Origin of the sequence: Proteus mirabilis HI4320, from assembly GCF_000069965.1 — a bacterium.
Taxonomy (GTDB): Bacteria; Pseudomonadota; Gammaproteobacteria; order Enterobacterales; family Enterobacteriaceae; genus Proteus; species Proteus mirabilis.
The window spans coordinates 2,318,843-2,344,693 of record NC_010554.1 but is presented as its reverse complement, the minus strand read 5'-3'; the positions used below and the strand labels follow the sequence as shown (position 1 = coordinate 2,344,693).

Here is a 25,851-nt window from a genome sequence, read left to right as displayed (position 1 = left end):
CTCCTCGCTAAAACCGCTTCTCTATAATATTGATTGGATTTCTAAACTAGATTTGCGGTTTTATTTTTATCTTGGCGCATTATGTTTTTCACTGGCATGTTGGAAGTTAGGATAAATTGGTGGGCGCATAAATAGTGTGATCACCAAAATAACTAAAACAGGGATAGTGAGAATTAAAAATGCAGGTGTGAAGCTGCCTGAAATATCCTTAATAGCCCCAGCAAAGAAGGGGGCTAAACAGGCCAATGTTGAGATCAGGTTCATCACCGAAAATAGTTCTAAATAAGGTGCGCGACCAAAATAGTTAGCCAGTAATACACTTGAGGCTAAGAAGGTCATACCATAACCGATCCCCACACAAAGGGTAAATAGCATTAGGTAGATCCAACTATTAGCCATACTCAGTGCTAATAGACCGATAATAATAATCGTTAAGCTGGCAATCAGTAATTTTTTAGGCTCTAACCATTCACCAATCGCCCCACCGGCTAATCGTGAGAATGCATTGATAAAAGCCATGGTGCTCAGTAGCGTTGCAGCAATAGTTTCACTAAAACCATTTTCAATAATATGTGCAACTGCAAAACTATTTACTGTGATCCCGCACCATAGAAAAGCGGTGTAAGTGGCAGCAATGACATAAAATTGCCATGTTCGTAAAGCATGACGTGCGGTCCATATCGCTTTGGTTTGATAAATACGTTTGCTACTTTGTAATTGACTGATTTTTTTCGCATGCGCTTTTTCTGCTGAGCCTTCTCGTAATACTAAAATAGTCAGCAGGGTAATAATTGATAGAATAATAGCTGAAATGAGCCAATGCATACGCCATGTGTGCCAAAGGTGTGTGGCTAAAAAATAGATCCAAGGGCCTGCAACTCCTCCCAATCCACCAATAGTAAAATAGACACCAAAAGCAAAAGACTGTTTTTCAAATAGACGCGATAGCACGTAAGTGCCCGGTACGGTTGCTAATAGCGTAAAACCTACCCCAAGTAAGGCGGTACCAAGAAAGTAGCGTGTGATGGTATTGGTTTCATATAGAAAATAGAATCCACTGACAAAAATAATCAGTCCAATGAGGAGTGTGAAGCGGACGTTTAATTTACGGATAAGTAAAGTGGGTAAAAAGCTCGCAAGTCCACAGGTTAAGCCCAATAAAGTAAAACCAAGGCCAGCTTGTGTCCAGTTCCACTCTAGTTCAGCTATCATACTAGGTAGAACCACACCTAAAGAGGTAAATGTTGTTGCGGTAGCGAGAAAGTACACTAAACCTAGCAGTATCAGTATGCTCCACTGATAGATAGGACCAAAATTTTGTTGCGTGACTGGCATCCTGACTCCATAGAACGGGTGCAGTATCCTGAATGTTCAGGAAAAAATAGCGAATAACTGGCCTTGTATTCACAGGCCAGTACATTTAAAGGCTATTATTCTCTAACTTTCTGAGTCGGACTGCTAGCTTAATTTTTCTAGCGCCCATTTAATCGGATATTGATAGGCTTCATCGAGCAGGGGACTTAATGTACTTAAGCTCTTTTGCAGAGCTTGATGGTTATTATGTACTAAGTTGAGATGCCCTACTTTGCGGGCTGGACACACTTCTTTTTCATACCAATGTAGATGAACTAAAGGTAATGATAGCCATTTGATGTCGATCTCCGTTCCAATAAGATTAACCATTACCGCCGATTGGCAAACATTAGGTTTGGGCATCGGTAAATCAAGAATAGCACGTAAGTGAAGTTCAAACTGGCTAATAGAAGCACCATTTTGTGTCCAGTGACCACTGTTGTGGACGCGAGGTGCGAGTTCATTAATCAGTAATTTATCACCGACAATAAAGCATTCCATGGCCATTACACCGATATAATTTAGTTTATTGAGGATCTTGCTAAGCATATCCTCTGCTAATTGTTGTAATGCCTCGGGAGGATTTGGTAGCGCAACACTCATGCGTAAAATGCCATCTTGATGAAGATTGTGAGTGAGTGGATAAAAAACACAATCCCCCTGACGATTTCTTGCACCAACTAAAGAGACTTCTCCAGAGAAAGGAATACCTTGTTCGACAATACATTCACCATATATTTCGGCTGGTAATTGTTGTTCGTCACCTGGGTGTATCCGCCATTGACCTCGTCCGTCGTAACCACCAACACGGCGTTTAACGATAATAAACTCCCCTAGCTGATTGAATAGCTCAGGCCATTGCTCAGCCGAAGTTAATGGTTGCCAAGGTGCCGTCGCTAAATGAAGTTCATCAAGGAGTTGTTTTTGTGGTAAGCGATCTGCGAGTAATGGAAAAATATCTCGGTTAATAAAGTTAGCATGGTGCTCTAACTCATTGGTTAATGCGGTTTCCGGCCAACGTTCAATTTCTGCGGTAATAATACTCTTTTGATAAGGTACCGCTTCGGGTTCAGCATCAAGCCCTACGGGATATACCGCAATACCTAATGGCTCACCCGCTTGACGTAACATTCGACCTAACTGTCCATTACCAAGAACACAAACCGGCTTCATAGCGCCTCCCTTGGATCAGGGTGATTAAGGACTTCTTGTGTTTGTGTTGCTCGCCATTGTGTTAATGCATTAAAAATATCAGCAGAGTGTAATGCTAAAATTTGTGCGGCAAGTAGCGCGGCATTAGCAGCCCCCGCTTTACCAATAGCCAGTGTGCCAACGGGAATACCTTTCGGCATTTGTACAATAGAATAAAGGCTATCAACACCACTTAATGCAGCACTTTGTACAGGAACCCCTAATACAGGAACTAAGGTTTTGGCTGCCAACATCCCCGGTAAATGTGCAGCACCGCCAGCACCCGCAATAATCACGTCAAAACCATTCTCTTTGGCCTGTTCTGCGAAACGAAATAATTTATCCGGTGTTCGGTGTGCGGAAACAATTTCAACATGGTAAGGAAGTTGTAACGTGTCTAGGACTTCTGCGGCATGACACATTGTCGCCCAGTCACTTTTCGAACCCATCACAATGGCGATACGAGGGGATGAGGTATTGAGACCAACTTGAGAAGACATTACTTAACTGCTCCTGTAAGCATAAACGGATATAGCCAGAGAAACTGAGCATGATAGTATCACGCTAACACGTCAAGGAAAACGTTTGCGTAAAGAAAAATATGCTACAATAGCCGAAAAAGTATCATCTATTTAAAATGGAAATTGGATCAGTTCGATTTTATCTGAGGTGACTTTAAACATTGAGCCTTCCGTATGCCAAGCTCCTAATACACCTCGATAATGTGGTTTCCCATCAATGTCGACGGTGTGGATCGCCGGTCGATGAGTATGACCGTGGATCATCCATTGGGTATTAAATTGTTTAAAGGTATTGATAACGGCTTGAGCATTAACGTCCATTATCGCTTCAGATTTGTATTGGTTGCTACTTTGACTACGAGAGCGCATTTTTTTAGCAATACGTAATCGAATGGTCAGAGGAAGGAGTAGGAATAAGCGTTGAATAAACTTATTGTGGACTTTTTTACGATAGCGTTGATAGGCATCATCATCGGTGCAAAGCGTATCACCATGTAAGATTAAAATACGATGTTGCTCTATCTCAAGCACTTTTTCTTGTGGTAGCAGTGTCATTCCGCTCTCTTTTGCAAAGCGAGAGCCGATTAAGAAATCGCGGTTACCATGAATAAAATAGCAGGGCACTCCCGCATTTTTTAATGCCATTAATGCTTGGGCTATGCGCTGATGTAGTGGATTAGGATCATCATCACCAATCCAAAAATCAAAGAAATCGCCCAAAATATAAAGTGCATTTGCGTGGATCGCTTGCTCTTGTAAAAAGCGAAGAAAACCGGCAGTAATTGCCGGTTCGTGCTCACTTAAATGCAGATCTGCAATAAACAGGGTGCACATAAAAAGCGCTACTTATTCGCTAACAGTAACACTGTTAATGATAATATCTTCACGAGGAACATCTTGGTGGAAACCACTGCGACCAGTAGAAACGGCTTTGATTTTGTCTACAACATCCATTCCTTCAACAACTTCAGCAAATACACAATATCCCCAACCATTGGCATTTTCTGCACGGAAGTTTAAGAAGTCGTTATCTGCTACGTTGATAAAGAATTGTGCTGTTGCAGAATGTGGATCGTTGGTACGAGCCATCGCTAATGTACCACGATTATTGGCAAGACCGTTGTTTGCTTCGTTTCTTACCGGGGCTTTAGTTTCTTTTTGCTTCATACCAGGTTCAAAACCACCACCTTGGATCATAAAACCATTAATAACACGGTGGAAGATAGTGTTATCGTAGAACCCTTCTTTACAGTAATCTAAAAAATTTTCTACGGTTGCAGGTGCTTTATCTGCAAATGTTTTAATCACGATATCGCCGTAATTGGTATGAAAAGTAACCATATTCAGATCCTAGTATAATTTTAGTTTTACCCAGATGTGGGCTGAAACAATAGACCGTTTTTTTATACCACAGTTACCTTATTTAGTCAGTATTCATCTTTTGTTCATGGCGACTTTCAGGCTAAAAATCGCGAAAATAGTAATAGAAAACATTTTTCGCCAATTATTTCACCAATAAACTCAATTTGGCGCCTTACTGTTAACGATTGAACAGTGAAAATAAACGCAGAGCAGAGTAATATAAGAGACTATTAATTGGATTACCTTTGAGTTTAGGCATTAAAACCCTTATAAAGGTAATGTTATGTGGTTATTTTTATCGCTGTAGTCGTTATTTTATATACATAAATACGTAATCAACACGTACAGTTAAAAATGGGAACGTCCTCTGATGCTAAAGATTTTTAATACTCTTACTCGACAAAAAGAAGAATTTAAACCTATCCATAAAGGAAAAATAGGTATGTACGTGTGTGGCATCACTATTTATGATTTATGTCATATTGGTCATGGACGTACATTTGTGGCATTTGATGCCATAACCCGCTATTTACGTTATTTAGGGTATGATGTGAATTATGTGCGCAATGTCACCGATGTGGATGATAAAATCATCAAGCGTGCGATTGAAAATAATGAAACTTGCGAACAATTAACGACACGTATGTTAGCGGAAATGCATAAAGATTTTGATGCATTGAATATCTTACGCCCTGATTCAGAGCCACGAGCCACACATCATATTGCAGAAATTATTGCTCTTACCGAGACATTAATTAAACGTGGTCATGCTTATGTAGCAGAAAATGGTGATGTGATGTTTGCCATTGATACCGATCCGGATTATGGCTTGCTTTCTCGTCAAGATTTAGAGCAACTACAAGCAGGGGCTCGGGTTGAAGTCGCTAACGTAAAACGCAATCCTATGGATTTCGTGCTTTGGAAAATGTCAAAACCCGGTGAACCAAGTTGGACATCACCATGGGGAGAAGGGCGACCAGGCTGGCATATTGAATGTTCAGCCATGAATGGTAAAGAATTAGGTCATCATTTTGATATTCATGGCGGTGGTTCAGATTTAATGTTCCCGCATCATGAAAATGAAATTGCACAATCAACCTGCGCTCATGATGGTCCTTATGTTAACTATTGGATGCATTCCGGTATGGTGATGGTAGACAAAGAAAAAATGTCTAAATCACTGAATAACTTTTTTACTATTCGTGATGTTCTTGCCTATTACGATGCTGAAACGGTACGTTATTTCTTATTATCAGGACACTATCGTAGCCAACTAAATTATACCGAAGAGAACTTAAAACAGGCGCGTACCGCATTAGAGCGTTTATATACTTCTTTACGTGGCACTGATGCAAATGCTCAACCTGCTGGTGGTGAAGCGTTTGAAGCGCAGTTTATTGAAGCAATGAACGATGATTTCAATACACCAGAAGCCTATTCTGTGTTATTTGATTTAGCCCGCGAAGTGAATCGCTTAAAAACCGTCAATATGGAGGCGGCTAATGGTTTAGCAGCGGTGTTGCGTAAATTGGCCAAAGTATTAGGCCTATTAGAGCAACAACCAGAACACTTCTTACAAAGTGGTGCGCAAGCAGACGATGCTGATGAAGTAGAAAAAATTGAAGCGTTAATTCAACAACGTAATGATGCTCGTAAGAATAAAGATTGGGCAGCTGCGGATGCCGCTCGTGATGCTTTAACAGCAATGGGGATTGTATTAGAAGATGGCCCACAAGGTACAACATGGCGTCGTAATAGCTAATATTGCTACCTATTGATAAAGCAATAAAGTCAAAAATATCGGGTAATTATTATCCGATATTTTTTTTAGATTTTTAGTGGCGTTAATTCAACTTCGGTCATCATTCTTGCCAATTGTTCTCGATCAGTTATTCCAACATTAGTTTGACTGACGGCAAGAGCTGAAATTGCTGTAGCAAGACGTAAGGTATGTTCACTGGTTTGCCTCATCATCAAACCATAAATCAACCCACCTACCATAGAGTCACCGGCACCTACCGTGCTGACCACATCACATTTAGGCGGTTTTGCCATCCACGCACCAGAGGCGTTAACCCACATAGCGCCTTGTTCACCTAACGAGATAACAACATGAGCAATACCTTGCTGGCGTAATTCATGGGCAGCTTGTACTACGTCAGAGAGTTCAGGTAAGGGTCTACCTGCCCAAATTTCTAGTTCATGATGATTGGGTTTTACTAACCAAGGTAACGCTTTTAACCCCGCGACAAATGCTTCTCTGCTACTATCAAAAATAAGGCACATACATTCGCTACGTAGTCGCTTCATCCAAGCAGTAAAATCATTTAAATCAATACTTGGTGGTACACTTCCACTGACACAAATCATATCAAATTGACCCGCCCAGCTGAGTGTGTCATTTACAAAACGAGTCCAATCTTGTTTAGTGATTTCAAACCCTGAAAAGTTAAAATCAGTTACTTTACCGCTGGGTTCAGTGAGTTTGACATTGATACGTGTGCGACCTTCAACCATTTGGAAGCGATTAGCAATCCCGGCTTCACTAAACTCTTTTTGAAAGCCATCTTGATTCTCTTTACCTAAAAAACCGCCAACAGTGACATCAATACCAAGGCTTTTTAATACTTTTGCTACATTGATACCTTTACCGGCAGCATGAAATCCCGCCGTTGTTACTCGGTTAACTTCACCCAATTCAATAGGGGTACTTAATCCTACAAGATCATAAGCAGGATTTAATGTAATGGTAGCGACTCGACGTCTCATGCTTGTACCTTACCTGTAGTAAAATCATAGGTATCACTTTTCTGTTGCAAGAAAAGCAGAGAGACACCTTGGATTGGTAGGTTAAACATAAGAACTCCTATTAGATTAAGGATCAAATACAACATAAAAATTAAAAATAACGCTTCATACTTTATTATCAGGCTGAATCGTTTCAAACTATAATGTCTAATTTAGTATAAACAATGTTCTTTTGCCTAATAAAACAAAGGAAAAGTTAGATCTAAATCACGTTTTAGCATATTAAAGCGATTATTAATACGTAAAAATCATCCAACGGAATAAGGTTGCTGAAATTCTTACTACTAGCAGACTAAGTATTATTTATATAAAAAATAATAGGTTATGTAATCAATATTTAACTTATTCTTTATCAAAGCGTTAATGTGCTGAAACGAGATAAAGTATTACCACTGATATGAATAGCAAAAATAATAACCTACTATTATTATCTTAAATTGATGCAATTAAATCAATTTAAAATCAATGGATTAGTCCACTAATTTTACAGACTTAAATAAAAGCTCGAAAAATAGCGTGTTTAGTAAAAAAAGGGTAGAAAGATAAAAAAAGCGTTACTAAAGAGTAACGCTTGAGTAACGAGTATGATTAGCTGAACTAGTTGCTGACAGTGACAGCAAACTCACCGAGTGTGACGACTTTACCGGCAGTAATTTTACAGCGTTTACGTGTTTCTACTTCACCATCAACGCAAACGAGGCCTTCAGCAATAATATTTTTTGCAGCGGCTCCGCTTTCTGTCCAGCCTTGGAGTTTTAATAGATCACACAGTTCTACATAGGGGTGACCATCTAATTGAAATGTTTCCATTGATTAATTATTTCCTATATCAGGATCGTGATATTCTTCGCAGGCTTGCAACGTATTTTGAATCAAAGTCGCTACAGTCATTGGACCTACACCACCCGGAACAGGGGAGATCCACCCCGCGCGTTGAGAGGCTTGTGCGAAATCAACATCACCAACCACTTTACCGTTTTCAAGGCGATTAATACCGACATCAATGACAATAGCGCCAGGTTTTATCCATTCACCAGGAATAAAGTTAGGTTTACCAACTGCCACAACCACCAAATCAGCATGTTCAACATGAAAACGTAAGTCTTTAGTAAAACGATGAGTGACAGTCGTTGTACAGCCTGCAAGCAGTAGCTCTAAACTCATTGGGCGACCAACAATATTTGAAGCACCAATAATTACCGCATTTAAGCCATTCATTGGAATATTGCAACGCTCTAAGAGTGTGACAATACCACGAGGGGTGCAAGGACGTAGCTTAGGTGCACGTTGGCACAACCGACCAATATTGTAAGGATGGAAGCCATCAACATCTTTATCAGGATGAATACGTTCTAATACTTTGACGTTATCAATTCCCGCAGGTAAAGGGAGCTGCACTAAAATACCATCAATAGTATTATCTTCATTTAGAGTATCAATGAGATTGAGTAAATCTGCTTCACTTGTAGTATCCGGTAGATCGTAAGAGCGAGAGATAAATCCTACCTCATCACAAGCTTTACGTTTACTAGCAACATAGATTTGCGATGCAGGGTTATCACCGACTAAAATAACCGCTAAACCCGGTGCACGTTTTCCTATCTTAATACGTTGTTTTACTTTTTCTGCCACTTCACTTCTGATGGTCTGCGCAATCGTTTTCCCATCTATAATTCTTGCTGACATCTATACATCCAAATTATTCAATTATGGTATTGCTCTATTTTGTCAGATCATAAGCAATCTGTCAGTTGATTACTTACCATATTTTAACCATCTAGTTTGATTTTGTGGAAAAATCGTTGACTCTCAGAATGTTGAAAGTATAATTCACACCCGTTATCAGCATAAATGCTAACGTCTATTTCCCCTCTAGGCGCCCTTAGCTCAGTTGGATAGAGCAACGGCCTTCTAAGCCGTAGGTCACAGGTTCGAATCCTGTAGGGCGTACCATTTAAAATCAACACCTTATGCGATTTTTAAAAAAATCTGCGAGATATGCGGGTCAAGTAACGGGTCAAATTAGCATTACCATTTTTCACTTCTAACCCACTCTTCATAGACATGCTCTGGCTAATTTAAAAATGTGCCGGCTTTCGTTTTTTGTGGTTTTGGAAACTCCTTTCTCTTTGCATACATTCTCCATAACGTAGTTTTACTTTTCTCTGTCAACTAAATTGGGCTGTGTTGATAACAGTATTGAAACGCCACTCGACGTTAATAAACAGTCACTTATTTGGGACGACTCTGCAGTTATAGAGGACGGTTCTATTCTCGTGAGAATACGTGAGATAGAAGAAGCACAGAAAGCGGAAAAAATGCAGACAGAAAGAAGAGGAAGAAAGCTAGGATAGCATAAATAACATTCATATTAGTATAAAAAGATAATCGCAATATAATAAATCTTTATATTGTGATTATCAATTATTCTAAAAATTAGACACCAAAGTTAAAAGTGAGAACAGCCTCGCCGATAAAATCTAATCCGTTAGAAATATCTATACCTTTTTTATTTAATGAATCTTTAGATAAAATAAATGCAGAAGATGCTTTCCCTGCTGAAATGCTGGTAGAAAAAATCTGACCTGGCATTAAATCTAAACTATTTTTATCTACATTTTCTTGTTGTTTTGTCGTCCAACCATTAGTGACTTCTTTAACTATAACAGTTTTATTATCTGAAAAACCTACCGTTGCATCATTTGCCCGGCTAATAAATGCGGGTTTTCCGTCTACAGTCACATTGTACCAAACGAATAGTATTCCCCCCACGGAAGTGTCTACCTGGTCTTTATTAACCAGGTGAAATATCCCACTAGCTTTAGTTTTACTGGTTTGATCAAGATCAAGCTGACTGTTTACATAAGTATCAGTGGCTTTAAATGTAAGATAAGTGTTTGCATCGCATTCAATAGTGACGTTAGTCGAGGTTGTATTATGAGGATATATATAATTTGATGATTTAGGGATCAACGATGGACTAATTTTACCTAAATCAAAAATAACATCACTTTGTGTTGCGCCATTAATAGTACAAGTTGGTGGTTTGATATCACCATTGATTTTCAAATTAGCGATAGGCGTTTTAGCCAATACTGGCGTTGATATTACAGTCAGCATAACAAGACTGAGTAATGTTTTTTTCATATAATTATTCCTTTTTATAAAGTAGACAACAAACTAATATACATATGATACACCTTTTATTTATTTAATTAATAATGAGTAAGTATATATTTCTAATTTCTCTAATTAAGACTTTCTTAATTTGATGTTATTTTAATAGTAGGTTTCATTTAAATAATTCAAGTTGAACTTTTTATTTTTAATAGGTTGGATGTGGCAGTGAAATTATGATAAATAACGTATCTTATTTTGATTTTCTTATTTGAACTCTATGATCTTCCTATCAATATTTAATTAAATTAATAATTCATTTAAATAGAACTCGATAATAAGTATTTATTATAGGCATAATAGATAGCGAGATTATGCCACAATAATGTATAACTCATATATGATTTGACGTATGTGTTTGATGGGGGTATTTTTAAGCTAAAGATCGTAAAGGGGGATACATGAAACCATTACAACTGTTTAAAATTTTAGGTGATCAAACCAGACTAGACATCGTATTGCTTTTAAAAGTATCTGGTGAGCTATGTGTTTGTGATATCTATACTGCGTTAAATTTATCGCAACCCAAGACATCTCGACACTTAGCTATGCTGAGAGAGTCGGGTCTTTTGCTCGATTCGAAGCAAGGCAAATGGGTTCATTATCGATTATCTCCTGTATTACTGCCGTGGGTGAAAAGTATCATTGATATAACTTATACCACAGAGAAAAATAGAGTTGCAGATTTACTCAAGATCCTAGAGAAAAAAGAGTCTGGTCATCGTTGTTCTGTGTAAAAAATTTAACTAAATATATTCGAAAAAACATATATGATTAGGTGTGTGTGAATGCACCTTTTAAACGAGGTTGTTATGTTTGTTGCTGCATTAATTTTTGTTTTAACGATCACCTTGGTTATCTGGCAGCCGAAAGGGTTGGGTATTGGTTGGAGTGCAACGGCCGGCGCTATATTGGCACTCCTTTTTGGTGTGATCAGTTTTCAAGATATTCCGACTGTTTGGAACATTGTGTGGAATGCCACAGCGACATTTGTTGCAGTAATTATTATTAGCCTACTTTTAGATGAAAGTGGCTTTTTTGAATGGGCGGCATTACATGTTGCCAAGTGGGGTGGTGGGAAAGGAAGATTACTATTCAGTTATATCGTGCTACTTGGTGCAATGGTTGCTGCTTTATTTGCTAATGATGGTGCAGCATTGATACTAACACCTATTGTGATTGCGATGTTACTTGCACTTGGTTTCAACAAAGGTACGACATTAGCCTTTGTTATGGCAGCTGGGTTTATCGCAGACACAGCGAGCTTGCCGCTGATTGTTTCGAACCTCGTGAATATCGTTTCTGCGGACTTCTTTAATATTGGATTTACTGAATATGCATCAATTATGGTGCCAGTCGATATTGCGGGAATTGTTGCAACGCTTGTGATGCTACATTGGTTTTTCCGTAAAGATATTCCTAACCAATATGATGTTAAAAAGCTGAGTGAGCCAGCTTTAGCTATTAAGGATATGACTACGTTTAAAGCAGGTTGGCTTGTATTGTTGTTATTGCTCATTGGTTTTTTTATTTTAGAGCCATTAGGCATTCCTGTTAGTGCAATAGCGGCAATTGGCGCTTTAATTCTTTGGGTAATTGCAGCCAAAGGCCGTACGATTAATACTAAAAAAGTGTTGCGTGGCGCACCGTGGCAAATCGTTATTTTCTCTTTAGGTATGTACTTGGTTGTTTATGGTTTAAGAAATGCAGGATTAACTAATTATCTTTCTGAAATACTTAATTACCTTGCTGATAAAGGGTTATGGATAGCAACAATTGGTACGGGATTTATTACCGCCTTTTTATCATCAATAATGAATAATATGCCAACGGTATTAATTGGTGCTCTATCCATAGAAGGAAGTGACGCGACAGGGGTAATTCAACAAGCGATGATTTATGCCAATGTGATTGGTGCTGATTTGGGGCCAAAAATTACACCAATAGGTAGCTTGGCAACATTATTGTGGCTACATGTTTTATCACAAAAAAATATGACGATCACATGGGGATATTATTTCAAAACAGGGATCATCATGACTATCCCTGTGCTCATTGTTACACTCGTTGCTTTAGTGCTTCGGCTTTCACTGTTTAATTAAGAGCAACACAGTGACTATCACCTGTTAAATTGTGACGTTTTGCTCTATCAACTTGTTTTGATTCGTAATAGTGGCGTTGCCAAATGATAAATAATCATCGGTTCAACGCCACTTATTAAATATAGTATTTTTAGATCTCAATTATTTTTGTACCAATCAATGTCGCTTTTCCACCAACTTGAACGCGAGTGACGTTTTTTGCTGTCGAATCAATAAATACGTCAATTAAAGAAGAGCATTGCATTGCTCTACCTTGTTCGAACAAAAATTGCCTTTTGTTTGGCAAAAGGTGATGAACAAGATAACACCCTAAAGCACCGCTCGAGCTACCTGTGGCTGATTCTTCGTTAATGCCATAGCGTGGTGCAAAGTTTCGGCAGTGGGCAGTAATATTTTGATCATGACTAAGTTCAAAGACATGAAAGCCGATAGTATCAAATTTATGGCTTAAAGCAGCGATAGCTTGATAGTCAGGCTGTAAGGCATCTAAATAGCCAAATTGTACGGGAACAAAAATATCGTTTAATCCTGTTGAGACAATCTCTATTGGTAAATCTGTCTTTTCTATCACTTCAGGTAGAATGCCCAGCGCCTTTGCGACATCGTTAACACAAGGCCCCTTACGGGTAATAGGAAGCGTTTGTTCCATCACAATATTATCGTGATTAATGGTAACGGTTAAAATTCCTGCCTTGGTTTTTTGGCTATAATCGCCAGGTTTGAGTAACTTAAGCGATGACAGAGTGAAAAAAACCGCTAATGTTGCATGCCCACAAAAATCAACTTCTCCTTCAGCAGTAAAAAAATCTACTTTAAAATCAGTGTCATCACCCGAATAGACAAATGCCGTTTCAGAAAATCCAACTTGTTGAGCAATGGCGATTTTTTGTTCTGTCGTTAGCTTGGGAGGATTGAGGACGACTCCGGCAGGGTTGCCACCGCAATGATCACGAGTAAATGAGTTTACCAAGTATACCTTGATACTGTTTTTCATTGATTGTGCGACTTGATTTTGCATTTACTCACCGTGTTTGAGGCTAACCGATTGATTTATAGTTGTTAAATAATGGGATAGCAGTACTTAATAGATAATTAATTTTGATGATGGGTAGGGCGTTATTTTTTAAGCAATTTGAATTATATAAATATCTAGTCTGAAAGAACAACACACTATTGAAATAAGCATCAATACGCATCTCTAAAATAGAGGAAAAGATTAACATTATTCCAACGTTATTTATCTGCCTGAATATTCTTTGATCAAAAAGTGCGTTAATAGATGAAATTATATTAACACCGCTATGATAAAAAACGCCATGATAATAGCTTTTTTAGTGAAAAATTTTGTATCAATGGTTATTTTTCTATCAGTTATTATGAACTTGATTTATATAAACCTAATGAAAATATTAAATTTTTTATTAAAAAAATTATTTTAATCCAATAATGCCTTAAATATTAATACCTTGAATCAATTGCTTACATTTTGAATATATTAGCTCATTCATATACTATTCACCAAAAAAATAATCACAACTAGTTTACTATTGCGTTACAAATAGAATAAAATGCCGTGATTATATAATGATAATTATTCACTGCATGAAAGGAATTGTTTCGAAATGGCAATAAGTAGAAGAAAATTTATTCTTGGTGGCACAGTGGTTGCTGTTGCTGCAGGCGCTGGGATTTTAACACCTATGTTAACGCGAGAAGGGCGTTTTGTTCCTGGTACGCCGAGACATGGTTTTGTTGAGGGAACTGGCGGTCCATTACCGAAACAAGATGATGTTGTTGTAATTGGTGCGGGTATTTTAGGTATCATGACCGCGATTAACCTTGCTGAGCGTGGCTTATCTGTCACAATCGTTGAAAAAGGAAATATTGCCGGCGAACAATCATCTCGATTCTATGGTCAAGCTATTAGCTATAAAATGCCAGATGAAACCTTCTTATTACATCACCTCGGGAAGCACCGCTGGCGTGAAATGAACGCTAAAGTTGGTATTGATACCACTTATCGTACACAAGGTCGTGTAGAAGTTCCTTTAGATGAAGAAGATTTAGAAAACGTAAGAAAATGGATTGATGCTAAAAGCAAAGATGTTGGCTCAGACATTCCATTTAGAACAAAAATGATTGAAGGCGCTGAGTTAAAACAGCGTTTACGTGGCGCTACCACTGATTGGAAAATTGCTGGTTTCGAAGAAGACTCAGGAAGCTTCGATCCTGAAGTTGCGACTTTTGTGATGGCAGAATATGCCAAAAAAATGGGTATCAAAATTTTCACAAACTGTGCAGCCCGTGGTTTAGAAACGCAAGCTGGTGTTATTTCTGATGTTGTAACAGAAAAAGGACCAATTAAAACCTCTCGTGTTGTTGTCGCCGGTGGTGTTTGGTCACGTTTATTTATGCAGAACCTAAATGTTGATGTACCAACATTACCTGCTTATCAATCACAGCAATTAATTAGCGCAGCACCAAATGCGCCAGGTGGAAACGTTGCTTTACCCGGCGGAATTTTCTTCCGTGAGCAAGCGGATGGAACGTATGCAACTTCTCCTCGTGTCATTGTTGCTCCGGTAGTAAAAGAATCATTTACTTACGGCTATAAATATTTACCTCTGCTGGCTTTACCTGATTTCCCAGTACATATTTCGTTAAATGAGCAGTTGATTAATTCCTTTATGCAATCAACACATTGGGATCTTAATGAAGAGTCGCCATTTGAAAAATATCGTGATATGACCGCTCTGCCTGATCTGCCAGAATTAAATGCCTCACTGGAAAAACTGAAAAAAGAGTTCCCAGCATTTAAAGAATCAACGTTAATTGATCAGTGGAGTGGTGCGATGGCGATTGCACCAGATGAAAACCCAATTATCTCTGATGTTAAAGAGTATCCAGGTCTAGTTATTAATACTGCAACAGGTTGGGGAATGACAGAAAGCCCTGTATCAGCAGAAATTACAGCAGATTTATTATTAGGCAAAAAACCTGTATTAGATGCCAAACCATTTAGTCTGTATCGTTTCTAACTCTTTTTTTTGATAAGAAATGAAAGCCCTCTAATAAACCGCACTGTTATTAACGGCGGTTTAAAAAGAGGGCTTAGTTATTTAATATTTAGTCAAGGTAAGACAACGGCCAATGTTTAAAGTAAATGTGATTAGCTTGCCAATCTACTTTTTCTACATTATCACTGAGCAAATATTTAGCTACCGTAAAGGCAAATTCAAAGCTAACACCTAATCCTTTGGCACTGATAAATTTCCCATCAACAACAACATCTTGGTCAAGATAATGACCATCATCATATTTATCAGCAAGTTTATCACCAGTGCTGTAATAACGACCTTCAAGAAGATGATGTGCTGCTAATACTTTTGCACCGGAAGAGCATAGAGCACAAATGTATTTGTCTTGTGCAATATGGCGTTTAATAAAATCAATCACGAGTGAATTTGCACATAGACGATCTGTACCTTTAGGACCACCCGGCATCATTACTGCGTCATAACTGTGTGTGAATTTTTCGGTTAATAGGTAATCAGCACTGATCTTAGTGTTAAAATAGGTGTTTAACACCAGTGTATCCATGCAAGAAAGTACATCTACATGAATATCAAGGCGACGCATGATATCAATAAAAACAACCGCTTCACCTTCTTCAAAACCATCAGCCAATAAAACGGCAACCTGTTTCATTTTGTTTATCCTTTATTCTTAAGTAATGAATGGATATTTTGAATATTGCGAGCAATAGTCTGTTTGTCTTGATTATCAATTGCCTCAGTAGTAGCAATCCAACTGCCACCACATGCGATAACTTGCCCGATAGCGAGGTAATCACTAACATTGTTTAGACTAATTCCTCCAGTAGGCATAAATTGAACTTGAGAGTAAGGTGCCGCCATTGCTTTTAGCATTTTTACTCCACCAGAAGCTTCTGCTGGGAAAAATTTTAGCAAGGTTAAACCCCGCTCAAGAGCAACTTCAATTTGGCTTGGGTTATTTATTCCAGGCACAATATCAATGCCATTATGAAGGCAATAATCGACGGTTTTTGGATTATAACCGGGAGAAATAACAAAGCTTGCACCCGCTTCTTTTGCTATATCAGCTTGTTGCGCTGTTAATACGGTACCCGCACAAAGAATAAGCTCAGGAAAGTGTTCTCTCATCAGCTTTATTGCTTTGGCGGCTGCTGGAGTACGAAAGGTAATTTCAGCAATAGGTAATTGATTTTGGGTTAGTATTTCACCCAGCCAAATTGCATCTTCGGCGCGATTAATTTGGATCACGGGGATCACTTTCAGTACTGAAAGTGTATCAACAATTGACTGTCTCATGGTTATCCTTGATGAGTGAATAGAATGAATCAGTGATGTTATGGGGAATAATGGCGCCATGATGTTGGATAACTAATCCTGCTAATGTATTTCCCCATAAACAACATGTAGGCAAAGGGTAGTTTTGTAGCCATGCAGCAATAAAACCAGCATTAAAAGAATCCCCGGCTGCCGTAGTGTCTATGACATGCTGTATCGGTTTGGGGCAGATATAACCGGTATTTTCACCATCAGACCAGAAAGCCCCTTTTGCTCCTAGTTTAACAATGACGTTTTTATTGCCCCATTGATGAAGGCGTTCGACAATTTTTTGCTCAGTAAGGCTGGGTTGTTGCCAGAGAGCTTGTTCATCATCTCCGGTGACTAAAGCGATATCACTGAGTCGATATAGTTTTTCGAACCACTCTTGCGCATGAGGTATTAGATCCCATAAACGAGGCCGATAGTTTGAATCGACAATTAAGGTGATCCCTCGCTGTTTAAGGCGGATTAATTGCGTGATTAACGCTTCTTTTCCTTTCGGCGTTAAAATGGCCAGTGAAATACCACTAAGATAGATAACACTATCGTCGGGCAAGGTATCTAGATGTGTTGCAAAACGGTTGTCCGTTGCAATATAACGTGCAGCGGCATCACTACGCCAATAATGGAAGCTACGCTCACCACAAGTATCAATTTCAATGGCATATAAACCGGGAAGTTTTTCGGGAATGGTGATCACTGACTTGCAGTTGATCCCCTCTTTTTCCCATGCTTTTTGCATTAAGGCACTGTAATTATCAGTGCCTAAACCTGTTATATATTGCGGATGTAATGTAGGAATGAGGCGCGCTAAATACAGTGCTGTATTTAATGTATCGCCCCCAAAACGCTGTTGTTGTGGCAAAAAAGGTTGGCCACTTAGCTCTATCATACATTCGCCAATAATGGCGACAGTTCTATTTATTTTCACAGTTTCCCATCACTTTTACAGACGCGAATTTTATCTGCAACCACCGCTTTCATCGCCGCTTTACCTGGCACTAGATAATGGCGAGGATCACTGGCATCAGGATTATCTAAAAAGTACTGCTTAATTGCGTTAGAGAAAGCAATTTTAAGTTCGGTTGCTACGTTAACTTTGCAAATACCTAAGTCGATACAATGACGTACATCAGTATCAGGAATACCTGACGCGCCATGTAGTACTAAAGGGATCTCTGTTTTTTGGCGGATGGCATGTAGACGATCAAAATCAAGATGTGGTTCATGTTTATACATACCATGTGCTGTACCAATCGCCACTGCTAATGAGTCAATTCCCGTGGCTTTGATAAATTGTACTGCTGAATCAGGATCGGTAAATAGCGCATCTTTCGCATCAACGATTAAATCGTCTTCTTGCCCACCAAGACGACCTAATTCAGCTTCTACGGTGCAATCCCAATAATGACAGAAATTGACGACCTCTTTAACCAGGCGAATGTTTTCTTCAAAAGGAAAATGAGAAGCATCGATCATGGCTGATCGCACCCCCGAAATCACTTTATTGCAAATATCAGGAATATTTTCATGATGATCTAAATGTAGTGCTACTGGGATGCGATATTGTTCAGCCGCTTGCTGGCAAATCGAAATTAAATAATCACTACCAGCATAAGCAAACGTGCTAGGTGTGCCTGCTAAGATCACAGGTGATGCCATTTCAGCCGCAGTTTCCATTACCACTTGGATAGTTTCCAAGTTATGAATGTTAAAAGCGGGCACAGCATAGTTTTCATGCTGTGCTTTATTGAGCATATTACGAGTAGAAACCAGATACATGTTTGCCTCTCATCTTTCGTTTAATTACGATTAATAATAAACGAAAGAAATAGAAAGGTAAAAGATCTAAATCACATTTTTATTCCCTTCGCACCGAAAGCAAATGAAAGTAAGTCAGAAGAAATGTGTCATTTTAGAACTGTAACTGGTGACTCCTTTGCGTAATAGGTTGTTTTTAGGGCGTCTTGATTGTCCAATTACAGTTTCTGTGATTTTTTGTACTCGCGTTTGTTTTTCTAAACGGCGAGTTAAAGGTGATTGTTGTTGTGTATAATCCTCTCGAAAAATAACACTGACTTCTTGTGTTGCTTTCACCCCGATAATTGATGCTTGGATAGCGGGTATTTCGAAACGAAAGTCATTTTTTTCGATAGGTAAAGGAAGTGATGGTGCTTGCCATAAATTAATACGATCAGCACAATAAAGAGCGATAATGACAGCCCGTAATGACCAAAAAGAGCTTGCTGGACCACTGTAATTATCAACTAAACGAGCATCATGATTAAATAGCCCTTGAGTGGGAGCGCCATTTTTGAGTGCACCTTGAGAAATAAAATAACGTAAGCTACTTTCAAAAGCCCGTTTAGCCTCTCCAACTTTGACAAAAGGGCATTGTAAATCAACGCCTGCGAGTAATGGCGCAGAAACAGCAAGACGATAACAGGCACTACGACCAAAAAAAGGAATACCTTTTGGGGTGATAAAATAAAGGTAGTGTTGATTAAAATTATTCAGGGATTGAGTAATAAAATCATGATCAAATTGTGGATCAATTTGCGCTAGCCAATAAAGAGAATAATAAAACCCCCACGCATTGTAGTAATCATAATTACCTTTTGCCCCATCACGAAACCATCCATCACCGACATAAAATTCTTTTAATCTTTCATAACGCCAATGGGCAATGGTATCTTTACCTGTCAGTGCTTTAATAACAAATTGGACGGTTAGTGGGAAAAAATGCCAGTTATTATCAACAATTTCGCAGTGATTAACTTGTTCAAACCAGTTAATTATTTGCTGTTTGATCTCCGAAGATAACGTATCCCAAACCCATTCACGGCTGATCCAAAGAGTAAGAGCGAGATCAGATGCCTCACAAATTCGTTGATCGTAATTTTCAAGTTTTCCCCAATAGCCTTTATGAAGAGGATCTGTTCCATGAATAAAGCTTTGTTTTATCATTGAGGGTAAATGGTAAATTTGCTGGTTTAAACCTAGTAATGTGCTTTTTTTGCTATTTACTGTCCATGCGGCAAGTAAAGGAAGTACTCGACTGACCCCTTCTAGCGCATCGGTTCTGACGGTTTGTTGGCCAGGACTACCGGGGTAATAGGCATGGGAATAACCCCAAACCTGATAGTGATGAAAAGCTTCTGTAATATACTGAGTAAGTCTTTCACAGAGCGAAAAAAGAGAGTGTGTCTCATCCTTAAAAAAATCAGCAATAGCATTATCATGACGGTGATAAGCCGATTTTCTGACTAATCGCCGGATTATATTTTCTTTAAATAAGCGTTGATAAATTTTTACATCAGGGTGCTCATAAGGCAGTTTAGGCCGTGGTTTAGATGCAATTTCAATAACCATTTTCGTATCTCAGAAAAAAGACGCATCCTTGCGAAACAAAACGGAAGTTGAGTTTAAGGTTTGGCTGAATCTACTAGTATTTGATAGTGATCTTGCCCCCAAATAACAGGTTTAGGTTTATCTTTGATCCACTGGTAATACGCATTTTTTAGTTCAGCCACTTTTTGTGGATTTTGTTTTGCCAAATCGATTGATTCGCCAGGATCGGTGTTATCGTTAAAAAGCTGTGGTTGATTTTTACCATCATCATAAAAATAGAGCGCCCATTCACCATCACGCACTGCCCAAGCACCTTTAGACAGTTTCTCTAAGTTAGGGTTTACTGGAGGCGTTTGACGTTGATAGGTGATCCATTGATGATAACCATGCCAAAACTCTTGGTTTTCTTCACTATAATGCTTAGTGCCGGGGCCTGCCCAATACAGATAAGCATGAGGCGAACGCGTTGTTTCACCTTTAAGCAATGGCATAATATTTTTACCTTCTACTTGCAGGCTATCAGGAATTTGAATATCAGCGACTTGTAACGCGGTTGGCAAAATATCAAGTGCGGAGATCATCGCATCGCTTTTTGTTCCCGCGGGAATAGTTCCGGGTTGATAAGCAATAAAAGGTACTCTAACTCCACCATTAAACATCTGGCCCTTAAAGCCTCTATCCATGGCATTCATGGGCATGGGGGATTCATTAACTGCACCATTATCAGATAAGAAAAAAATTAATGTATTTTCTAGCTCACCATTTTCTTTTAATTTCGCAATGATTTGTCCAATACCTTCATCTGCTGCATTTAAGGCGGCAAAATATTTATCTGCCTCCACATTCCCTGTATCAAATTTATCCATATACTTAGCAGGAGATGCTTGCTCTAACGGTATGTGTGGAACGCTATAAGAAAGATTGATAAAAAAAGGTTTATCTTTATGTTCATCAATAAATTTTAGTGTTTCATCCGTTAATAGATGGGTGGTGTAACCCGGAGCAGGAACATTGACACCATTACGCCAAAATGCAGGCGAATTCCATAAGGCAACACCTGATGCATAATAACTAAAGGCGTAATCAAAGCCCCGCTCATGAGGCGCATAACCCGCTTCAGGGGTTGAGATCATATTGTCGTGATAATCACGGGTTTGTTTATTTTCATTTATTTTCGGTTTACGGATAACTTTTGCATTATGCCATTTACCAATGCTGGCAGTGGCATAGCCATTTTCTTGGAAAAGTGAAGGTAACAATTTGATATCTTGGGGTATACCTAAAATGGCATCATCATTGCTGTAAGTACCAAAACTGGCGGGCGAGCGTCCTGTAAAGATACCTGCACGAGAAGGGCCACAAACGGGATGAGCTACAAATGCATTAGTCATTTTTGCACCGTTTTCTGCCATATCACTGACATTAGGCATCGCAATACGTGCGGCTTCTATCATTTTATTGATATCACCTTTATAACGAGGAGGTGTTGGTCGCTGAGCTAACGCATCTACATCTAAGGTATCCAGTACAAAATCAAGTTGTCCTGTGCCTAAATCATCCATTACGATTAACAGTACATTCGGTTTTTCAGGTGTGCCACCAGCATGGGCTGATATTGGAAGGCTTAAACATGACGTGGCAATGATCCCCGCGAGTATGTTTTTTTTAACAAAAGGTAAGGTCACAGATTGTCTCCAAAATAAATAAAATGAAATAAAATAAGAGTCACTTGAGATAGTTTTTTTGCATCGCCCCAAGTGCATCACTGGCAAGGCCTCCACGAGCTATCGCTTGACGCATTAATTGCATGCCGATTGCCGTGTGATAAAATATTTTTTTATAAGAGTGACATAGATAATTGTGGCGATATTTTTCGCCTTCTATCGCAATAATGCGATGTTTAGGACAACCGCCATAACATAAGCTTTGCACTTCACACTGTTTGCAAAGGTTGGTTTGTTTATCGTATTTATTTTGACCAAAGCGTTGCTGTGTTTTTGATGTTGCGAGCTGTGCAAGACTTGTTAGTTGTATGTTGCCTAAATTATTAGCGGGATAAACATAGTGATCACAAGAGTAAACATCACCATTGGCTTCAATAATTAATGCTTGACCACAAGTTTTAGATTGAATACATGTTGATGCAGGATATCCCATCCATGTCCCTAATAAGCTATCAAATAAGCGAATGTATATTTTTCCTACATCACCTTGGCGTATCCATTCATTGAATATATCGGTCATAAATTTTCCGTAACCTTCAGCGGGAACAGAGAAAGCCGCTAATTGTGCGTTAGGACCGGGAGCATAATGTCCGCCATGAGTGTGTGGGAAACGTCTATCCACTTCGACTATGGGAATAAATTGAAAAAAAGTTGAACCTAAATTTTTTAAAGCTTGATAAGTCTCTTTTCCTTTATTCCAGTTTTGATCATTTACAACGGTTAATGTATTAAATTCAACACCATACTCATTTAGTAAATTGATGGCGCGTTTTACGCGTTCAAATGTTGGGCTACCATTGACTGAAATACGATATTTATCGTGAACGGCTTCAATGCCATCAATTGAAACGCCTAATAGAAAGTGGTTATCAGCAAAGAATTGTGCCCATTGGCGATTAATGGCAATCGCATTGGTTTGTACACTATTGGTAATTGTCTTGCCGTTAGCAAATTGCTTTTGGTATTTGACCACTTTTTCAAAGAAAGCTAATCCTGCCAGCGTTGGTTCACCACCTTGCCAAGCAAAATCAACCTGATCGCCACTGTGTGACTGAATATAGTCTTTAATATAACGACGAAGTACACCATCAGGCATCACTGTATGGCCTGTTTCTTTTGTCTCATCTTGAAAAATATTTTCTTTTTCCAGATAAAAGCAATATTCACATTTAATATTACAGTGGTAGCTTGTCGGCTTTGCCATCATATGAAATAAAGCAGGTTGATTTGATGCCATTATTTATTTCCTGAGTTTATTTTTTATCCTGTTACATTACGTAAATTTTTACAAAACAAAAGAGATTAAAATCACAAATATAGAATATCGAAAGTAAATGAAAGTTTATTGATAAGTATATAACACAATAATTTTCAATTTAACGATGTTCTCATGGCGATAATTTCGTGTTCTTTTGATTATTTGAGCGATATGACTCTTTTATTTTTCGAAAATAAATAATCATTTTGAATTTTTAATCTGATTTTTGTGAAATATTTCGCTATTAATTCTATTTCATGGCATTTTATATAGCTATATATGGTGTAATCATAAGAGTGACATTACCTTATATCATTTTATTTATTGGAAACTGATGCCCTCAAGGCTATCATTGACATGACACGAAAATAATCGTAAGAAATCGACAGTGAAATCGAAACTTTGTGAAAGAGATCAAAAGTTTTGTTTTTTTGCGTTGTCGGTTAAATTTGGCGTAGTAAACTACATTCGAAATCAATCGAAAGTAAATCTTTTGGTTTCGTAAGGAGACGAAAGTGAAAGCGGCAGTTGAGAGGCGTATGGAAATCCTCGATATGGTTAACCAACAGGGCAAAACCAGAGTCGAAGATCTCGCTGAATTATTTAAAGTCTCAAGTGTCACTATCCGCAGCGATCTAAGTTTTCTTGAGAAAAATGGCTATATCGTTCGCTCTCATGGCGCAGCAATTCCTAATACAGGCTTTATTGCTGAACTGAGTATCCATGAAAAACGTGGACAAAATGCGGGCATTAAAACATTAATCGGGAAAGCTGCCGCAACGCTGATAAAGGATGGAGACACCGTCATTCTTGACTCGGGGACAACTACACGCGAAATCGCGACACATTTAAAGTCGCGCGAAAATGTAGTCGTCATGACTAACGGTCTGGATGTCGCAATGGAGTTAGCAAATACCACAGGTGTTGAAGTTTTAATGACAGGTGGTGTATTGCGAAAAAGTGCATTGTCTTTTTCTGGCTCACAAGCTGAAAATAGTCTAAGAAATTACCGTTTCGATAAGGTTTTTCTTGGTGTTGACGGATTTGATTTACGTGTTGGTATCACTACTCACAATGAACAGGAAGCCAGTCTTAACCGTTTAATGTGTGATATCTCAGAAACGATTATTGCGGTTGCAGATTCTACGAAATTCGGTAAACGCAGCTGTCATATGATCAGAGAGTTTGGTGATATTGATGTGTTAGTGACGGATTCGGGTATTCCTGATGAGTATGTTCAGGAACTGAAAGATCATAAAATCGACGTTATCATCGTGGACGATAAGACAGCGTAATTTGCTAACTCCATTAGCAACACCGCCGGTGTTGATTATGGAGTTAGTATTTACATGCATCCTTTAGAAAAGATTGTTCAGCAACATAAATCAGGCAAACAGAATGGTATTTATTCTGTTTGTTCTGCCCACCCTTTAGTAATAGAAGCTGCTTTATTACAAGCGCTGGACGATGATTCCTTTCTGCTGATTGAAGCCACCTCTAATCAGGTTGATCAGTTTGGTGGTTATACAGGTATGACTCCCGCTGATTTCTACCAATATGTTATTGAGAAAGCGGAAAATGTCGGTTTTCCTGTCGAAAAGCTTATCCTTGGTGGTGACCATTTAGGGCCTAATCGCTGGCAGCATCTTAATGCTGAAGAAGCGATGGCAAATGCGGATGTACTTATTGCACATTATGTTGCCGCGGGATTTAAAAAAATCCATCTTGATTGCAGTATGTCTTGTGCAGATGATCCTATTCCTTTAACAGATGAAATCGTGGCATCGCGTGCAGCTCGTCTTGCTGTTATTGCAGAAAATACCGCCAAAAAGACATTTGGTTTTAGTGATATTGTTTATGTTGTTGGCACAGAAGTCCCCGTTCCTGGTGGCGCTGCTGAAGAGCTTGATACCGTTGAGGTGACTTCACCTGATGCTGCCCGTAAAACATTAGCGTGCCATCGCCAAGCATTTTATGACGCTGGTGTGGGAGAGTGTTGGACTCGTGTTATAGGTTTAGTTGTACAGCCTGGGGTTGAATTTGATCATACCGGTATTATTGATTATCAATCTGAAAAAGCACAAGCGTTAAGCCAAGTAGTAAATGACTATTCTCATCTGGTTTTTGAAGCTCACTCTACAGATTATCAAACCAATCAAGCTTATCAGCAACTCGTCCATGATCACTTTGCTATTTTAAAAGTTGGGCCGGCGCTAACATTTGCTATGCGTGAAGGTTTATATGCTCTTTGCGCCATTGAAGAAACATTATTTCCTCTTGAAAAGTGCTCTCGATTACGTGAAAAAATGGAACAATTGATGTGCCGTGAGCCTAATTTTTGGCAAAAATATTATCACGGTGATGAACGTCAACTCGCCTTTGCTCGTGTTTATAGTTTTAGTGATCGTATTCGTTATTATTGGCCTGATGCCGAGATTAATACTGCTATTGACACATTAATGGATAATTTATCTGTTAAGCCTATTCCACTTCCCTTACTTAGCCAATATTTGCCTTATCAATTTACCCAGTTTAGAGAGGGGAAAATTGCGGGTACGCCTGAGTCATTTGTTATTGCGAAAATTCGTGATGTGTTGTCGGTTTATGCCGATGCGTGCAATGTCCATTAAT

The 25,851-nt window shown here is 38.7% G+C and carries 24 protein-coding genes and 1 tRNA gene; 8 read left to right on the top strand and 17 right to left on the bottom strand.

The window, feature by feature from the left end:
* Positions 1-66 precede the first annotated feature (66 nt).
* The 5 genes from PMI_RS10660 to ppiB all read right to left on the bottom strand — a co-directional run bounded on the left by PMI_RS10660 (position 67) and on the right by ppiB (position 4,406).
* Positions 67-1,335: an MFS transporter gene (locus tag PMI_RS10660; protein WP_004244255.1), complete on the bottom strand. Its 1,269-nt coding sequence runs from the start codon at positions 1,333-1,335 to the stop codon at positions 67-69.
* A gap of 123 nt (positions 1,336-1,458) precedes the next feature.
* Complete coding sequence (gene purK, locus PMI_RS10655) at positions 1,459-2,526, bottom strand: 5-(carboxyamino)imidazole ribonucleotide synthase (RefSeq protein WP_012368269.1); 1,068 nt, start codon at positions 2,524-2,526, stop codon at positions 1,459-1,461.
* Complete coding sequence (gene purE, locus PMI_RS10650; RefSeq protein ID WP_012368268.1) at positions 2,523-3,044, bottom strand: 5-(carboxyamino)imidazole ribonucleotide mutase; 522 nt, start codon at positions 3,042-3,044, stop codon at positions 2,523-2,525. The genes purK and purE overlap by 4 nt, the downstream gene beginning before the upstream one ends.
* Before the next feature lie 132 nt (positions 3,045-3,176).
* Complete coding sequence (locus PMI_RS10645; protein WP_004244250.1) at positions 3,177-3,899, bottom strand: UDP-2,3-diacylglucosamine diphosphatase; 723 nt, start codon at positions 3,897-3,899, stop codon at positions 3,177-3,179.
* Positions 3,900-3,911: 12 nt separating this feature from the next.
* The gene (gene ppiB / locus PMI_RS10640; protein ID WP_004244249.1) at positions 3,912-4,406 is read right to left on the bottom strand and encodes a peptidylprolyl isomerase B; all 495 of its coding nucleotides are present in this window, start codon (positions 4,404-4,406) and stop codon (positions 3,912-3,914) included.
* Positions 4,407-4,797: 391 nt separating this feature from the next.
* Here ppiB and cysS point away from each other — a divergent pair, with 391 nt between their 5' ends.
* The gene (gene cysS / locus PMI_RS10635; protein WP_004244247.1) at positions 4,798-6,189 is read left to right on the top strand and encodes a cysteine--tRNA ligase; all 1,392 of its coding nucleotides are present in this window, start codon (positions 4,798-4,800) and stop codon (positions 6,187-6,189) included.
* Between the two features lie 65 nt (positions 6,190-6,254).
* Here cysS and fruK read toward each other — a convergent pair whose 3' ends face one another.
* From fruK to folD, 3 genes are all read right to left on the bottom strand, one after another.
* Complete coding sequence (fruK, locus tag PMI_RS10630) at positions 6,255-7,196, bottom strand: 1-phosphofructokinase (RefSeq protein WP_004244246.1); 942 nt, start codon at positions 7,194-7,196, stop codon at positions 6,255-6,257.
* A gap of 636 nt (positions 7,197-7,832) precedes the next feature.
* The gene (gene ybcJ, locus PMI_RS10625) at positions 7,833-8,045 is read right to left on the bottom strand and encodes a ribosome-associated protein YbcJ (RefSeq protein ID WP_004244244.1); all 213 of its coding nucleotides are present in this window, start codon (positions 8,043-8,045) and stop codon (positions 7,833-7,835) included.
* A 3-nt stretch (positions 8,046-8,048) separates the two neighbouring features.
* Positions 8,049-8,921 (bottom strand): bifunctional methylenetetrahydrofolate dehydrogenase/methenyltetrahydrofolate cyclohydrolase FolD, encoded by an 873-nt coding sequence (gene folD / locus PMI_RS10620; protein WP_004244243.1) that lies wholly within the window; start codon positions 8,919-8,921, stop codon positions 8,049-8,051.
* 190 nt (positions 8,922-9,111) lie between these two features.
* Between folD and PMI_RS10615 the strand changes: the two genes are divergently transcribed.
* Both PMI_RS10615 and PMI_RS19830 read left to right on the top strand, forming a co-directional pair.
* Positions 9,112-9,188, top strand: a tRNA-Arg gene (locus PMI_RS10615).
* Between the two features lie 224 nt (positions 9,189-9,412).
* A complete protein-coding gene (locus tag PMI_RS19830; RefSeq protein WP_004244242.1) occupies positions 9,413-9,589 on the top strand; it encodes a phage tail fiber protein in 177 nt (58 codons plus the stop codon).
* Positions 9,590-9,671: 82 nt separating this feature from the next.
* Here PMI_RS19830 and PMI_RS10610 read toward each other — a convergent pair whose 3' ends face one another.
* Positions 9,672-10,382: a fimbrial protein gene (locus PMI_RS10610; RefSeq protein ID WP_004244233.1), complete on the bottom strand. Its 711-nt coding sequence runs from the start codon at positions 10,380-10,382 to the stop codon at positions 9,672-9,674.
* Between the two features lie 431 nt (positions 10,383-10,813).
* On the opposite strand from PMI_RS10610, the gene PMI_RS10605 reads away from it, so the two are divergent.
* Together PMI_RS10605 and PMI_RS10600 are read left to right on the top strand one after the other, a co-directional pair.
* Positions 10,814-11,149: a metalloregulator ArsR/SmtB family transcription factor gene (locus tag PMI_RS10605; protein ID WP_012368267.1), complete on the top strand. Its 336-nt coding sequence runs from the start codon at positions 10,814-10,816 to the stop codon at positions 11,147-11,149.
* 75 nt (positions 11,150-11,224) lie between these two features.
* Positions 11,225-12,514: an arsenic transporter gene (locus PMI_RS10600; protein WP_012368266.1), complete on the top strand. Its 1,290-nt coding sequence runs from the start codon at positions 11,225-11,227 to the stop codon at positions 12,512-12,514.
* 130 nt (positions 12,515-12,644) lie between these two features.
* Here PMI_RS10600 and PMI_RS10595 read toward each other — a convergent pair whose 3' ends face one another.
* On the bottom strand, positions 12,645-13,532 hold the full coding sequence (locus PMI_RS10595; RefSeq protein ID WP_004248622.1) for a PhzF family phenazine biosynthesis protein: 888 nt from the start codon (positions 13,530-13,532) through the stop codon (positions 12,645-12,647).
* Positions 13,533-14,136: 604 nt separating this feature from the next.
* Here PMI_RS10595 and PMI_RS10590 point away from each other — a divergent pair.
* Complete coding sequence (locus PMI_RS10590; protein WP_004248621.1) at positions 14,137-15,552, top strand: NAD(P)/FAD-dependent oxidoreductase; 1,416 nt, start codon at positions 14,137-14,139, stop codon at positions 15,550-15,552.
* A gap of 88 nt (positions 15,553-15,640) precedes the next feature.
* On the opposite strand, the gene PMI_RS10585 is transcribed toward PMI_RS10590, so the two are convergent.
* The 7 genes from PMI_RS10585 to PMI_RS10555 all read right to left on the bottom strand — a co-directional run bounded on the left by PMI_RS10585 (position 15,641) and on the right by PMI_RS10555 (position 23,199).
* Positions 15,641-16,222 carry a DJ-1/PfpI family protein gene (locus tag PMI_RS10585; protein ID WP_004244223.1) on the bottom strand — a complete coding sequence of 194 codons (582 nt, stop codon included), beginning with the start codon at positions 16,220-16,222 and terminating at the stop codon, positions 15,641-15,643.
* A gap of 5 nt (positions 16,223-16,227) precedes the next feature.
* On the bottom strand, positions 16,228-16,866 hold the full coding sequence (locus PMI_RS10580) for a bifunctional 4-hydroxy-2-oxoglutarate aldolase/2-dehydro-3-deoxy-phosphogluconate aldolase (protein WP_004244222.1): 639 nt from the start codon (positions 16,864-16,866) through the stop codon (positions 16,228-16,230).
* Positions 16,847-17,818, bottom strand: coding sequence for a sugar kinase (locus tag PMI_RS10575; RefSeq protein WP_012368264.1), 972 nt, complete (start codon positions 17,816-17,818; stop codon positions 16,847-16,849). The genes PMI_RS10580 and PMI_RS10575 overlap by 20 nt, the downstream gene beginning before the upstream one ends.
* Positions 17,815-18,669, bottom strand: a complete 855-nt coding sequence (locus PMI_RS10570; protein WP_004248618.1) for a tagatose bisphosphate family class II aldolase — start codon at positions 18,667-18,669, stop codon at positions 17,815-17,817. Before PMI_RS10570 ends, PMI_RS10575 begins: the two co-directional genes overlap by 4 nt.
* A gap of 114 nt (positions 18,670-18,783) precedes the next feature.
* Positions 18,784-20,259: a DUF2264 domain-containing protein gene (locus PMI_RS10565; protein WP_004244217.1), complete on the bottom strand. Its 1,476-nt coding sequence runs from the start codon at positions 20,257-20,259 to the stop codon at positions 18,784-18,786.
* A gap of 53 nt (positions 20,260-20,312) precedes the next feature.
* On the bottom strand, positions 20,313-21,923 hold the full coding sequence (locus tag PMI_RS10560) for a sulfatase family protein (protein WP_012368263.1): 1,611 nt from the start codon (positions 21,921-21,923) through the stop codon (positions 20,313-20,315).
* Positions 21,924-21,963: 40 nt separating this feature from the next.
* The gene (locus PMI_RS10555; RefSeq protein WP_012368262.1) at positions 21,964-23,199 is read right to left on the bottom strand and encodes an anaerobic sulfatase maturase; all 1,236 of its coding nucleotides are present in this window, start codon (positions 23,197-23,199) and stop codon (positions 21,964-21,966) included.
* A gap of 536 nt (positions 23,200-23,735) precedes the next feature.
* On the opposite strand from PMI_RS10555, the gene agaR reads away from it, so the two are divergent.
* Both agaR and kbaZ read left to right on the top strand, forming a co-directional pair.
* Positions 23,736-24,515, top strand: coding sequence for a transcriptional repressor AgaR (gene agaR, locus PMI_RS10550; RefSeq protein WP_004244214.1), 780 nt, complete (start codon positions 23,736-23,738; stop codon positions 24,513-24,515).
* A gap of 54 nt (positions 24,516-24,569) precedes the next feature.
* Positions 24,570-25,850 carry a tagatose-bisphosphate aldolase subunit KbaZ gene (gene kbaZ, locus PMI_RS10545; RefSeq protein WP_004248615.1) on the top strand — a complete coding sequence of 427 codons (1,281 nt, stop codon included), beginning with the start codon at positions 24,570-24,572 and terminating at the stop codon, positions 25,848-25,850.
* Position 25,851 lies beyond the last annotated feature (1 nt).